This window comes from Candidatus Gracilibacteria bacterium, assembly GCA_041658685.1.
GTDB lineage: Bacteria > Patescibacteriota > Gracilibacteria > UBA1369 > UBA12473 > JBAZZS01.
Genome location: JBAZZS010000001.1, coordinates 85,929 through 99,996, shown reverse-complemented (window position 1 = coordinate 99,996; position 14,068 = coordinate 85,929). Strand labels below are relative to the sequence as shown.

The window sequence follows — 14,068 nt, the reverse complement described above, 5'->3', positions numbered from 1 at the left end:
ACTAAAATGGTTGTATTGTTTTCTGCTTAACTTTTAAAAATTCTTATTATGAGATCTACTCCTGATTCTTTCGATCATTCAAGTTCTTTCGCCGCGAAAGTTGCTCCTTGGATGGCATTATTCATGACGGGATGCGTGGCACCGGATCTCCCTCAGCAACCCGTTCCGGCTACTTCATCTATTATAGAATCCATCCCTTCACAGACCAAAATAGATCTTTCTTCAACCCCTCGCCCCCCTAAAGAAATTGCTTATGGAAAATGCGCTGACAATGTGGCTGCTGTCGTGAAAATTTTTCGCGCAAATCATATTGAGTTATGCTACCCCGATGTAGGGGAACCTAATCCTCTTTGTCTTGTTCAACCCGAAGATATCGCTCCTTGTGTTCAACCCCTTAAAAGCTAATTTAAGTCCGCTTCCAGCTTTTTCATGGCAGCCATGTCTTGGCTACGATCTTGTTTTTCAATCATTTTTTGAGCTCCTTTAATAAATCTATTGATTTCCTCTTCCATGTTGGAAAGCTTATTTTGGAGCTTTTGAGCATGGGCTGTATAGATTTTAATCGCCTGCTGATAAGTAAGAGTGGTGGAAGTCATAAGAAGATAAATTTTAAAAATACAAATTATACAATTTTATTATTTTAAGCAGATTCAGTTTCATTCGCTCCTCCACTTATAGGGGCATTGAGTTGAGCCATAACCGCATCCGCTTGACTCGCTAAATTCTGTCTAGCGTTTCGGCTTTCTATTAAATCAACCAACCTTGCATCGGTTGTTTCAGCGGCTTTTGTTTTCTCCCATTTAGGGACAAGATCAACTGTATATTTACCGAGAACAGCCCGTGCCGCTTCTCCTCCGACAGGATGACTCTGTAACAGTTTAATAACTTTTGGGTTATTCGATTTATTAAATTGAGCATCAATCGTTCTTTCAAGACCACTACCTCCATTTTTTAGCGCCGCATTTATCGCCGTGGGATCCAACCCGTAACTTGCAATAAAATCCGTCGCTTTTTTACTGGCAGCGGCTGTTTCTTCTTGCAATTTTCCTGTCCGATCATTTATTAACCCCTGATAATAATCAACGGACGCCACATATTCATTTTTCTTCCCCTGTATTTTCCGAACCATCACGCCTCGCAATAAATCGGTCATGACCACGCGTGACCTCTCTGCGTAATCGGCCATTAACTCTTTTTCCGCTTGAGAATCCATGGGATCTGCCAAAGCTTGTTTATAGGCTAACTCCGCAATGGATTCTGTTTCGCCTTTCGGGACGTATTCCCCCCGATCGATGGAGGCGTTGACTGCCCCAAATTCTACCTCGGCCCGATCTTCTTCGGCTTTTACACTTTTTTGTCGACCTTCCCACCCTCTCTGATTTTCTCGTGCATCCACCAATTCTTTTTCAGCTGTTTGTAAAACGGTTTTAGCTTCTCCATATCCTCTGATTCGAGCTTTCATTTCAGCCACGTGCTGTTGAACCACAATATCTCTTTCGGCGTCTAAAACGGTATCATCTTTGGCAACCACTTTTTCCGCCGCACTGATTAATTCTTTATCAGTAAGAGAGGCGAGTTCTTCCGCACTTTTCCCTTCAATCCCCAACACTTTGGCTCTTTGCGTCAGAGATCCCGTGGCATTTTCGAATTTTATTTGTGATTGACCTTGTATCCCGTCACAAACACTCACTCTTGATTTTGCTGTCTCAAGTTCTTGGCTGACTTTTTCTCCTTGTTTTTGATTTAGAGCCATTCTTTCCTGGTTTTTCGCTGCTTCTACTTCTTTACATTGATCTCCCATTTCTTTTTGAATATCCGCCGCCTGAATTTCCGCAGCCGCTGCTCTTTCCGCTTCCGTACTTACAAAACCAGTCCCATATTCAGTCATGACTTGGTCATACTCTTTTTTCGTTTTCCCACTTGGGACAACATCCATTCGCTTTAAAACCTGAGCCAATCTTGCGCTTCCTCCCTCCACGCGTCCTTGTGCATCCTGGGAATACAAATCATCTAAACTTATTAATGCATTTTCAAGCGCTGCGGCCATTTGCTCTGGCGTGGAGTCCTTTTTGTCTCCGACCTTTCCTAGGGCATCAAGTCCGCTTTTATATCCGCGTTCGAGTTGTTTTTGAGTTGGAGCCTTTTTGCCGGCGTCAGTCCCTCCTTCTGGGGCAACAGGAGCTTCTGGACCTTTATTAACCAACCGACTCGGTTGGCAGGATAGGCTGGCATTGAGCGGATACAAGCGGATGAGTTTTTCCATTTTTGTTTTGGGTTAAATGGTTTTTGTTTTGGGTCGTCTTTTTTCGACCATCATATAATAATACCATAAAAAACGCGGCAATGCAAACGCGAAATGCGAAATTGGATCAGCGCTTTTTCACCTGTGATTTCAGAATATCAAACGGAGTCTCGCGGACCGTGATAAAATTTGTGCCACTCGATTCAAGCTCGTTTGGCGCTTTTTTTAACGTAATGGTCAGCCCCAGCCCCTCCTGCACGTTTTGTTGAAAATATTGATCGAACACAAAATTGCCGAGTGAGTAATAAATCGGCCGAGGCGTGCCGTCCGGGCCGTTGTACCACTCGCTGGTTTCCACCACATGCGGGTGATGGCCGAGAATCACATCTGCGCCGGAGTCGATGAAAGCGTGCGCGGTTTCGATTTGGTCTGCGGTCGGAGTGATGCGATATTCCACGCCCCAATGAATCGAGACAATCGTGAAATCCGACGTGTCTTCTACGGATTGAATCAAGGCCGTGGCCGCGTCGAGGTCGAGCTGGTCGGAAAGCGTGTCGTTGAACCCGATAAAGGTCAGAGTCACGCCATTCGCTTCCGTGCGCCAGATAGAATTTTCCGTAATGCCTTTGGCTTCGCCAAAATAGGAAATGCCTCCTGCGCTCAAGTAGGTTCGGGTTTGCCCGGCTGCGTCGGCGCCCATGTCGTAGGAGTGATTGTTGGCGATGTTGAGCACGTTGAACCCGTATTTTTGTAAAACCTCAACCACTTCGGGCCGAAAATTAAAAATCATGGCTGTGCCGGGGTTCACATAATCCGTATCCGAAATCGGACCTTCGAGATTAGCGAAGAGGAAATCTTGAGTCAGGCGTTCTTGCGTTTCCGGATCTGTAAGCATGGAATCGAGCAATTCCGGAAAATACACAAATGGATAATCGAGCCCGTTCCTTTGCATCAAAGTCCACACATAACGGTCCAACATCATATCGCCGAAAGCCACGAGGGTGACGGTGTTGGATTCTTTTGTGCCTCCGATTCTTGAAAGATTCCCTTCCGAACCCGTGAAGGAGGCGAGAAAATTTTCTTGAAATTCAACGTCGTGATTTTTCATCCACCACACGCCACTACCTGCGCCCACAATGAGGAGCAAGCCGACAATTAAGCCCACAGCGAAGCGAAGGGTCAATCTTTTATGAGAATGGTCTTGAGTGGTTTTCAATAATGATAGGATTTATTGGCTAGAATCATGAACGCGCGATACAGTTGCTCGAGCACAAATAGGCGTGCCATTTGATGAGTAAAAGTCATTCGCGAAAGAGAAATCGACGTGTGCGCCCGACTCAATGTTTGAGGAGACAATCCGTGCGGGCCGCCGATCATGAATGCGATTTTCCCGCCTTCAAAGTCGCGTTGCTTTTTGATCCATGCGGCGAATTCTTCCGAAGACAGGGCTTTGCCTTTGAGGTCGAGCGAAACCACAGTGTAATGCTCCGGGATTTTGGCTTGAAGCGCCTTGTTTTCCTCCTCAAAATCAGACGTTTTTACCGTCACGGTTTCGAGACTGCAAAAAGGCGTGAGTCGTTTTTTGAACTCATTTTCAATCTCGATGTAGGCTTTTTCTTTGGTTTTGCCGACTTGGAGAAGGGTGATTTTCATGATAAAAATTAAGTCCGTGAAAAAAAATAAGCTGGACAAAGAATGGGTTGTAGCCGATGATCGAATCGCGTGCGCGCCCGGAGCACTCAACGAAGGCGTAGCATCGCTACGACGAGGAAAAGTGCGAGGACGTAAGCCGCGAGGCGCCATCGGATACGCCCATCACTGTTCAAATTATTTTTTTTCGCGGACCAATACTACCATGTCACTGAAGAAAGGAGAAATTATTGAGGTGCATGTGGAAAAACTGGCCCTGGGAGGCGCGGGGGTTGGGAAATGTCATGTCCCGGCTACGCTTTTGGAGGGTGAAAACAGGTTGAGCCCGATTGAATTGGAACGGACTGAAGGGTTGGTCACGTTTGTGGAAGGCGGGGTGCCCGGAGATCATGCGGAGGTGAGTTTAACTAAAATTAAGAAAAGTTTTTTGGAAGGGAAAATGGTGAAATTGATCACGCCGTCGCCAGCGCGAATTGCGCCAAAATGTCGTCATTTTGAAACTTGCGGCGGGTGTACGTTTCAAAATTTAAAAGTGGAAGATCAGCTTCGATTCAAAGAACAAATGGTACGAGAAACGCTCGAGCATGTGGGCGCCATTCCTGTAAAAGAACTTGATCGCGTGATGCGGTCGATTCTGGGATGTGAGGATCCGTGGCATTATCGCAATAAAATTGAGGTGAGTTTTTGGGATCCGCGAAAACAAAACGGAGGCGGGAGCGGGAATTTGCCTCCGCCGCAGGAAGGAACCTGCTCGGATCATGATTCTCGCAGAACCCTTCTTGAAATGCGGCGTCAACAAACTCCCACTCCTCCCCGTTTTGCTCAAGAATTAATCCAACTGGGATTCCATCTCCCCCGCCAACGCCATGAAGTTTTTGATTTGGAAGAATGCCATTTGGCCTCGGAACGGATGGTGTCGATTGTAAAAAAAGTTCGCGAATTTGTGCGCGCGGAAAAACTTGAGGTTTTTGATGAAAGAACCGGGGAAGGGCTGTTGCGTTATTTGATGCTTCGCGAGGGAAAAAACACCGGAGAATTGATGGTAAATTTGGTGACATCGGTTCAACCGTTTCCTCAATTGGAAGCGTTCAAAACGTTGTTCGCGCAAGCGCCATTCAAGGATGACATTACCTCTTTGCTGTGGACCACGATCATGCAAAGTCGCGGAGTTCCGACCTGGCGTGAATCGCAAGTTTTAAGCGGACAAAAAACCATTTATGAAGAATTGCGGTTGCCGTCGCTGAGTGGCAAAAAGGAAGAAACGCGGTTGCGCTTTGAAATTTCGCCGGAATCGTTTTTCCAAACCAACACGCATCAAGCGGAAAAATTGTACGGCGCAGCGATTGAGCTGGCCGGGCTTTCGGGAAAAGAAATTGTTTATGACCTGTATTGCGGCACCGGCACCATTGGCCTGTGCGCCGCAGCGCATGCCAAAAAAGTCTATGGCATCGAACTCGTCAAAGCCGCTGTCCTGAACGCGCGAAAAAACGCGTTGCAAAATAACATTTCCAATATTGAATTTATGGTGGGAGACACATCGAAATGTCTCAAAAGTTTGGCGGGCCCGAACGGGACCGTGGACGGGGTAACGCTTGAAAAACCCGATGTCGTGATTGTGGATCCGCCCCGATGCGGACTCGATGGCGACACCCCCCTTCTCGTGGCTGAGCTCAAGGCTCGCAAAATCGTTTATGTTTCCTGCAACCCCGCCACCTTGGCGCGCGATCTTAAAATTTTCCGCGAGCAAGGCTATACGCTCGAGGCAATCCAACCCGTGGATATGTTCCCTCAAACGTACCATATTGAAAACGTAGCGTTGCTTTCGCGCAACGAATAATAGATTTTTCGATCTTTACTTTTTCTCTCGATCGTCGCATCCTGCGATATGACAATTTCATGAATTTTTAATCTCCCTTCCCATGCGTCCTCTTCGCTCTCTTTCTCTCCTTTTTTCCGGTGCTCTTTTAGCGATGTTGCCTCTGATGAGTGTTTCAACCCAGGCCTTTATTTTTCAAAGCGGGGAAAAAGTGATGTTCAACACCTACGTCACAGAAGATGTTTATTTGGGGGGCGAGACTGTCACGATTCAAAAAGATATTGAGGGCGATCTCTGGGTGGCCGGAGGCAATGTTACGGTGAATGGCGCAGTTTCCGGGGATGTGCTGATTTTTGGAGGGAATGTGCTCGTGAATGGTGCGGTGAAAGACGATGTGCGCGTGGCCGGCGGCACGCTGACGTTGAATGGCAATGTGGATGGCGATTTGGTGGTGGTGAGCGGAACCGTGGATGTGGCTGCGACTTCAACGATTCAAGGCGATGCCATGTTTTTGACCGGGGTGGGTAATTTTTACGGAACGCTGAACAAAAGTCTGACCGGCTATCTGGGACGTTTGGTGATTGGGGGAAAAGTGAACGGCAATGTGGATGTCCACGCAAGCGAAGAATTGGTTTTGCTTGAATCCGGAGCGATTTCCGGAAATTTGATCTATTCTGCGCCGCAAAAACTCACGGAATTCGGAGGAACCGTGGGGGGAGAAGTTACGTACAATGAAATTCAAGCCGGCTCGGATAAATTTAAAGAAAGTCTTTTGCGTTTAGTGGATCAAGGGTCGTTTGCCGCGGTCATGGCCAGCTATTTTTCACTTCTTTTAATCGGCGTTTTGGCGCTTCTCTTCATGCCTCGGTATTGGGATCGAGTGAATGAAACCTTGGGGAAAAATGCATTCAAAAGCATCGGCGTTGGATTCTTTGGAATCATCTTAATGGTGGTCATTATGGGATTGTCGGCCGCAACCGTGATTGGCATTCCTTTTTCGTTCATTTTATTGGCGTTGTTCTTTATGTTGATTGAATTTGGCCGGATTGCTGCGGGTTATTTTATGGGTGAACTGTTACTTAAACACCCATGGAAACGCGGATTTCTCAAACATCGTCCGCGCAGTCGATCCTTTTTTCAACTCGCGGCAGGATTGCTTTTCATCAAATTGCTCATGTTTATCCCCTATCTCGGTTGGGTGCTCCGCTTGGCGCTCTTTTTTGCCGGTGTTGGAGCCCTCATTTTGACTCAACGCGAAACGCACCAAAGGCTGGTCAAAGAACGATTGGTGTAATAAGATTTCGCTATGGATCATGATTATTCGAAAAAAATAAAAGGCGAAGGCGATTTTTGGGACAAAGAAGTTGAAGTTTTGCAGAAAAAAGGCTTTGATTTTGCTTCACGGAAAAATTTTCGCACACAGAAACCTGTGTCGATGTGGGAGGATTCGTTTTTGGAAGGGTTGATTCGCGGGCCGTATAAAAACGAGATCATTGAGCGCGCGGTAAGGACGGGCGGACCGGTGATGGAATTAGGGTGCGGGACCGGATGGCTGTCACGTGAAATTGCGTCACACGGGATTGATGTCGAGGGCTATGACGTGGCGCAAGAAAATATTTCTTTTGCTCAAGAGCAAGCCAAAAAACAGAAAAAGGGAAATCCGAAATCCGGGCAAATGACGTTTGAAATCAAGGACTTGAATCATGCCAAATTTCCTGCGGAAAAATTCGGGGCTGTGGTGGTGTGGGATTCTCTCCATCACATGGCCGGCTTGGAAGCGATTTGCGAGGAGATGAAAAAAGCGCTCCGAAAAGAGGGGGCTTTTTTGATTTTTGATCATATTGAATTTCGTGGTTTTCGCGGCATGATGAGTAAAATGTTGGCGTTGTTTTTTTACATGATTTTGCCGACCGAAGAACCGTTCAAAGAAAAATGCTCCTATTTTTGGAAAAAAGTTTCAGGACAAAAGATTGGCGAAACCTCGCCGTTTGAAGATGTGGCAAGCGCGGATCTCGAACAAACGGTTGAGCGTCATTTTCATGTTGAAAAGAAGGAATATCCGCTCACGTTCATTCGATTTTTTATTGCGCGCATTCGGCCTCAAATTTCAGGGTATAAATCCTTGGTCAAAGCGTTGGTTTGGCTGGATCGATTTTTGGGTGAAATTGGAATTCTCAAGGGCGAATATGTTTTTCTTATTGCCACTCCCAGGAAAGAGCTCAAAAAAGATACGGTGTTGATTTTAGGAAATTATGGAGCGAAAAATTTCGGGGATGAATTGGTGTTGCGAGGGATTCTGGAAGGACTTGAAAAAGAAGGACCTTGCGAAAAAGTGGTTTTATCTGCGGATCCTGCGGAAACGGAACGAGTGCACGGGGTGAAAAGTTTTTATGTTTTCCCAACAGGACTGCGTTCTTTTTTGCGCTTCGAATGGGTGGAAACGCTTAGACAATATCGACGCGCGGACCAGGTTGTTTTTGGCGGGGGCACGTTGTTTACGGATGAGGTGCCGCGTACGATTTGGATTTCCGGATTGCAAATTTTGCCTGCGATTTTATTGCGAAAAAAAATTGTGTGTTTGGGCCAAGGCGTTGGCCCTATTCATAAAAATTTCTCAAAATGGGTGGTTCGACAACTCTTTTCACGGTTTTGGAAAATTCAAGTGCGAGATCCAGAGTCTGCTGAAATCCTAAAAGCTATTGGCGTGACTAAAACGATTGAAATTGCGCCGGATCCGGCGTTTACGATTGAATTAAAATCGACACGTTCTCCCAAAAAATCCTCAAAAAAACTGTTGGTTTCGTTGCGCGATGGATCGTTTTTAAACCCTGATTTTTCCGAGAAACTTGCGACATTTTTGGATCAAGTGCATGCGCAACAAAAACTTCAAACCGCATTTTTAATTTTTGAAAACAATGGCAACGATCGAGCATTATCCGAAAAAGTGGCGCGACTCATGACCTCACATAAACCCGCCATCACTTCGGTTGATTTTGGTAATTTTGAATCCATTTTTGCAACAGGCGCTGCGGCCTTAAATTTCCGTCTGCACGCCAACATCCTTTCTTTTATGTACAAAATCCCGTGCATCGGTTTTGCGTATGAAACCAAAGTGAAAAACCTTTTCAAATCCGTTGGAAAAGCCAATTTCGTGATCGAGCCCAATGATTTTGAGGGACTGGAGAAGAAATGGAAAAATCTAATACACTTCCTTTAAATAGCACCCCTCGCAATCCACAATCTCGGGCCGCCCCGGGGCATAGGTGGTTTGGATCGGAGCGTTGCATTTGGCGCAGGTGCGAGGCCAAATTTTATGCGCACTTCTTTGAGCAAGGCGTCTTTTGTATCGACAATCCGGGCATTGGCGTGGAATCGGAATTTCATGATTATGATAAAATTTTAATTCTTGCGGAATGAGTCGATAATTTTTCCCACATAATTCGCAGGCGAAAATATCCTTTTTGTTTTTTAGAGATGCGTATTCTTTTTTTTCATTTTCTTTCCATGTGAGCCCTTCCTGCGTCGCTCTTTCCTTTGTGCTTGGAAAAACATCTTGAGCAATGGTTTCATTGTAGGCGTAAGGCGACGTTTTCATTGGAAAATATTCCCCCCATTCTCCTGTCCCCTTCATATGTTCAATGATTTTGGGCACTAAAATCTCGTATTCTTCTTTTGTGTATTGTTTGTTCAAAATGCAATATTCATTTTTCTTTAATCCAATGCATCCGAATAAATGCGATGAATAAAAACAATGGTCCACGTAACAGGATTCTTTCACATCCCACGCGTGGTTTACGAATGCGGCGCGATAATCGTGCGTGGCAGACATGGCTTCGTACACACATTCTGCTTTGGGTGAATAATGCGTGTCGTGCGTATCTTTTGCGCCCATGGGCAACACGTAAATGTACGCACAATCCTCCAAATCCTCGGCGTCAAACGCATATCGTGCGTTCTTGGATCGGATCAATCGATCGCCTATACAATTTTCCACCTGAATGTTGTGAAGCGCACGGCAAGGAAATTTTAATGAAAAGTTAATGAATTGTTCATTCAGTTGTGCAAGATCTTTGGGAGTTTTTAAACGTTGGAGCCATTCTTTGTACTCGGATTCAGATACAGGCTTGTTGAAAACATGATGTTTTTTTTGCACTAAATTTACACATCCAATGCATTGTTCACACCCTTGGCAATCTCGGCAAAACCATAAATCTCTCGAATCCCGACAATCCAATGAAAACGCGCTGTGATACAAATTGACCCCATACACGCACTCATAACAAAGTTCACTGTTGTAACAAAGCATGCAATCCACACAATCCCTCGAATGATTCGCCTGATATGAGTAAAAAATATCTTCGGAATCCACACACGAATTGCACATATAAATATTTTTGGAAGAGACGCAATACGGGCCGTAATCGCTGTTTTCGCAATGAGAAAGCGTCATGTTGATACGCGGCACTTTTTTCATTAAATCGTAAAATTGTTCAAAAAAAGATTTTGAAAAATCGAAAGCCTGGCCGTAACTCAGTCCGTCCCATTCGTCGCTCCACCACACGTCACGGTCGTACACGGGATACGGTTTTTCCGGCGAATACATAGAGATGATCGGCTTGCCAATGCGATCGCATTTTCTCTGGTACAACGATCGTTCATTGCGAAACGCAAGGCGGCGGCGTTGGCGACAGGGCGGGCAGAGGGAGGGAGGAGGGATCGGGTATTTCTTATTGTTGAAAATCGGAGAAATTTGTTCGTAAAATTGCAAATCACTATCTGTGATTTCAAAGGGGGTTTGACATTCACGGCAGTTTTTTTGAATGGGAGCCATGAGCAAGAATTATTGAGATTTGTCATCCCCGTGCACACGGGGATCCAGAATGAGAAAATCTGGATTCCCGCATCCGCGGGAATGACATAGGCAGGGCAAAGGTTAATACACTTCCTTTAAATAGCACCCCTCGCAATACACAATTTCGGGCCGCCCCGGGGCGTAGGTGGTTTGGATTGAGGCGCCACATTTGGCGCATGTGCGAGACCACAATCGGCGCGGATTTCTCAATTGCATGCGGTCTTTGTGCCGTTGATCCGGGTGTCTTCGCGGTAACGGCAATTTATTCTCACGATAAAATTGTAATTCTTGTTTTACAATTCGGAATGGTTTTTTTGTAATCTCACATTCAATTGCTCCCTTTAAAATAGTATCTTTCACCTCTTCGATTCGATCCGGTAATTTGCTGGCTTTGAGGATTTTTTCTCCTTTGAATTCGGCTTCGTTTTTTTCAAACCAACGAAAGCCCTGCTTTTCCGCCTCAGTTTTAGACAACGGATAATACTCGCTCGCCACCGTCTCGTTGTACGCAAACGGCGAAACCATTCCCGGGAAAAATTCACCCCATTCCCCTCTTTTTTTCATCTCAATTTTAATCTTTTTCATTAAATGTTCATAATTTTCTTTGTCGTATTTTTTGTTCAAAATCGCATATTCTCCGTGTTGCAATGCAATGCATCCAAAACAATTTTTCGATGAAAAGCACAAATTGCAATACGCCAAATCGCTGTCGTGCCAGCACGAATCGCAGGCCAATCCGTTGAAAAGTCCGCTGCATCCCACGGTTTCATAACACACTTCGCTTCGATCGTAGCCCATGCAATTCATGTCCATGGAATCGTAGGTTTCGTCCATCTGAAACCCGTACGCGCAATCTTCGCATTTGGTGCAGTCAAAACACGCACGCAAATTTTTGGATTGTTCGTGATTGCTGCCTTCGCACTGTTCGCAATTGACCTGATACAACGCTTGAAACGGAAATTTGGTTCGGAAATCGCCGCGATACGAATCCACGCCTTTTTTAAAGGATTTATAATCGCTCAATCGATACGAGGCAATAGTTTTTAAATACTCCTCTTTAGAATACGGCTTGTTCAAAATGTAATATTCTTTGTGCCGCAAATTGGCGCATAAAAAGCAATTTTTACACCCTTTCAAATCCACGGAAAACCAACATTCCTGGCAATCTTCGCAGTGATCCAAGTAAACCGAGCGGTAGCAGTTTTTCGAAAAAAGACACTCGTAGCACAGTTCGCATTTGTAGAGCCAAAGGTAGTCGGTGCAATTCTTATTTTTGGTCGAATAATGGCCGTACAAACAGTCTTCTTCATAGTGGTTGCCAAACGTGAGGTAACAATTTTTATTCGCGAATGAATAATTACAGTAATCGCTATTTTCCGATTGTTTGTTCACAATCGCGAGGCGTGGCGTTTTTATTAACAATTCATGAAATTGCGGAAAAAACGGCTTTTCGACATCGATTTCGAGGCCAAAATCAAACGCATTCCAATGGTCGCTCCAAAAACATTCCTGGCAATACACGGGAAAGGGCGAAGTCTTGGAGTAAGTCGAAATCATGGGCTTGCGGCAGAGGTCGCAAGCGCGTTGGTAAAGCGTGCGCTCGTTGCGATACGCGAGTCGACGTTGAGCGCGGCACTCCGGGCAAATTTTAGGGTTCGGCAAATCGAGTTTTTCATAAAAAGCGCGGTCTTTTTCATGGATTTCAAAGGGCGTGTGACACTGCTGGCATTGGGCGGAAAGAGATGGCATGGGGGATGAGGATTAAAAATGATTAAATGAGAGTGTAAATGAGGAATGTCACCCTGAGGCTCTCGAAGGGCGACATTACGAAGCGTCATGACGAGCTATACCCCTTCAGCTCTTTCCTAGCCATTTTATACTGAGGATATTTTTCCTCAACCCTCTGCCAAAATCGACGCGAATGATTCATTTCCTTCAAATGACAAAGCTCATGCACCACGATGTACTCGGCCAAATGCGGCGGGAGAAGTGCAATTTTTGCGTTGAAATTTAAATTGCGTTTGGAAGAGCAACTCCCCCATCGTGATCGATGTTTTTTAATTCGAACTTTATTGTAACGAAAGCGATCTTGTTCGTTGTATTTTTTGATCAAATTTTCCACCAAAGCGCGAGTGGCTTCAACGTCGGCTTTTTTATCTTGTGATTTTAGGGTTTTCAACTCGGGATGGCGTACTTTTATCTTTTGAAATAAATCCAATTTTTTCATCACCCATTTCATCTTTTTTTTGAGAAATTTTTCCGCCGCTCGAATCGATCCCCCGACAGGGATAATCAACGCCACTTCTCCGGTTTGGCGCACGGAAATGGTTAAACGCTTGGCGCGCGTGCTGGTACGAATCGTGTGCGGGATCTGGGGATCGTCAAAATTCATGAGGGTATTATAGCAATTCTTTCTCAAATGAATACAGACAGAAGGGAAGGAGTTTTTATTCAAATGGGAGCGAAACGCCTCGGATCATGATTCTCGGCGTTTCTTCCTTAAAAATTTTCACAAAAACTCTTCCCTCCTGCCTGTTTATATGGGTCGGATTATTTCCCCTTCTGATACCCCTTCAACAACTCTGCGCATTGTTTGAGTTTTTTCTGCTCGGCCCGGTCCAGCGGAATATCGATAGTTCTCTCGATTCCGTTAGCTCCCAACACACACGGGATGCTGAGACACACGTCTTTCACTCCATAATACCCGTCGACTTTTTGGGAAAGCGGGACCACGATGCGCGAATCTTCAAAAATGTGCTTCATGATTTGGCGCATGACCACGCCAATCGAATAACAGGTGTAGCCGATGTCGTGAATGATGTTGTACGCTGCGTCGCGGGTGGTTTTGTAGCACGCTTCCATGCCACGTTTGCCGAATCCGGGAAAATCGAGCAAGCGCTTTCCGCCGATTTGCGCGGAACTGTACACCGGGAACGAACTGTCCCCGTGCTCACCGAGAACGTAGGCTTCCACGCTCTGCGGACTGATGTTGAGTTTTTCGCCAATGTGAAATTGAAAACGCGCGGTGTCGAGCATGGTTCCGGTTCCAAACACGCGCCCTTTTGGAAGTTTTGCAAGTTTGATCGCCTCGTAAGTCAGCACATCTACCGGATTGCTCACAATCACAAGAATGGCTTGAGGTGCGGCTTTTACGATTGTTGGGATGAGAGTTTTGAAAATTTTTCGATTGATTTCAATGAGTTCGAGACGAGATTGCCCCGGTTTTTGAGGCACGCCGGCGGTGATAAAAACCACATTCGAATCCTTGCAATCCTCGATGTTATTACTGCCTTTGAGCTCTGTGTAATCCACAAAAGCGAGGGTATGCTCCATGTCGAGCATCAAGCCTTCGGCTCGTTCTTTGCACAAATCGATGAGCGTGAGGTGCGTGGGCGTACCGTCGAGCATCATGGCGTACGCGGCCGAAGCGCCAACATTACCGCAACCGACAATGGAGACTTTGAACTTGAAAGGATTGAATTTGCAGGGAGGCATAGGAGGATGAAAA

General features: G+C 45.6%; 11 protein-coding genes and 1 pseudogene. 4 read left to right on the top strand and 8 right to left on the bottom strand.

Annotated elements, in window-relative coordinates:
- Positions 1 to 48: 48 nt before the first annotated feature.
- Positions 49 to 405, top strand: coding sequence for a hypothetical protein (locus WC882_00370; protein MFA5842124.1), 357 nt, complete (start codon positions 49 to 51; stop codon positions 403 to 405).
- On the opposite strand, the pseudogene WC882_00365 reads toward WC882_00370, so the two are convergent.
- The 4 genes and pseudogenes from WC882_00365 to WC882_00350 form a co-directional block, all read right to left on the bottom strand.
- Positions 402 to 599 (bottom strand): annotated as a pseudogene (locus WC882_00365) (hypothetical protein). The gene WC882_00370 and the pseudogene WC882_00365 overlap by 4 nt on opposite strands.
- Positions 600 to 640: 41 nt before the next feature.
- On the bottom strand, positions 641 to 2,263 hold the full coding sequence (locus tag WC882_00360; GenBank protein MFA5842123.1) for a hypothetical protein: 1,623 nt from the start codon (positions 2,261 to 2,263) through the stop codon (positions 641 to 643).
- The gene (locus WC882_00355) at positions 2,196 to 3,425 is read right to left on the bottom strand and encodes a CapA family protein (GenBank protein ID MFA5842122.1); all 1,230 of its coding nucleotides are present in this window, start codon (positions 3,423 to 3,425) and stop codon (positions 2,196 to 2,198) included. The genes WC882_00360 and WC882_00355 overlap by 68 nt, the downstream gene beginning before the upstream one ends.
- On the bottom strand, positions 3,398 to 3,895 hold the full coding sequence (locus WC882_00350; GenBank protein MFA5842121.1) for a 23S rRNA (pseudouridine(1915)-N(3))-methyltransferase RlmH: 498 nt from the start codon (positions 3,893 to 3,895) through the stop codon (positions 3,398 to 3,400). The genes WC882_00355 and WC882_00350 overlap by 28 nt, the downstream gene beginning before the upstream one ends.
- A gap of 16 nt (positions 3,896 to 3,911) precedes the next feature.
- Here WC882_00350 and rlmD point away from each other — a divergent pair, with 16 nt between their 5' ends.
- The 3 genes from rlmD (at position 3,912) to WC882_00335 (ending at position 8,925) form a co-directional block, all read left to right on the top strand.
- Positions 3,912 to 5,729 carry a 23S rRNA (uracil(1939)-C(5))-methyltransferase RlmD gene (gene rlmD, locus WC882_00345; protein MFA5842120.1) on the top strand — a complete coding sequence of 606 codons (1,818 nt, stop codon included), beginning with the start codon at positions 3,912 to 3,914 and terminating at the stop codon, positions 5,727 to 5,729.
- Positions 5,730 to 5,811: 82 nt separating this feature from the next.
- Positions 5,812 to 7,002 (top strand): polymer-forming cytoskeletal protein, encoded by a 1,191-nt coding sequence (locus WC882_00340; protein MFA5842119.1) that lies wholly within the window; start codon positions 5,812 to 5,814, stop codon positions 7,000 to 7,002.
- Between the two features lie 12 nt (positions 7,003 to 7,014).
- Complete coding sequence (locus WC882_00335; GenBank protein ID MFA5842118.1) at positions 7,015 to 8,925, top strand: polysaccharide pyruvyl transferase family protein; 1,911 nt, start codon at positions 7,015 to 7,017, stop codon at positions 8,923 to 8,925.
- Here the strand turns inward: WC882_00335 and WC882_00330 are convergent.
- The 4 genes from WC882_00330 to WC882_00315 all read right to left on the bottom strand — a co-directional run bounded on the left by WC882_00330 (position 8,908) and on the right by WC882_00315 (position 14,055).
- Positions 8,908 to 10,539, bottom strand: a complete 1,632-nt coding sequence (locus WC882_00330; GenBank protein MFA5842117.1) for a hypothetical protein — start codon at positions 10,537 to 10,539, stop codon at positions 8,908 to 8,910. The two genes, WC882_00335 and WC882_00330, sit on opposite strands and share 18 nt — an antisense overlap.
- 102 nt (positions 10,540 to 10,641) lie before the next feature.
- Positions 10,642 to 12,309 (bottom strand): hypothetical protein, encoded by a 1,668-nt coding sequence (locus WC882_00325; protein ID MFA5842116.1) that lies wholly within the window; start codon positions 12,307 to 12,309, stop codon positions 10,642 to 10,644.
- Between the two features lie 22 nt (positions 12,310 to 12,331).
- Positions 12,332 to 12,952, bottom strand: coding sequence for a M48 family metallopeptidase (locus WC882_00320; protein ID MFA5842115.1), 621 nt, complete (start codon positions 12,950 to 12,952; stop codon positions 12,332 to 12,334).
- Positions 12,953 to 13,110: 158 nt separating this feature from the next.
- Complete coding sequence (locus tag WC882_00315) at positions 13,111 to 14,055, bottom strand: L-lactate dehydrogenase (protein ID MFA5842114.1); 945 nt, start codon at positions 14,053 to 14,055, stop codon at positions 13,111 to 13,113.
- Between the last annotated feature and the right edge of the window lie 13 nt (positions 14,056 to 14,068).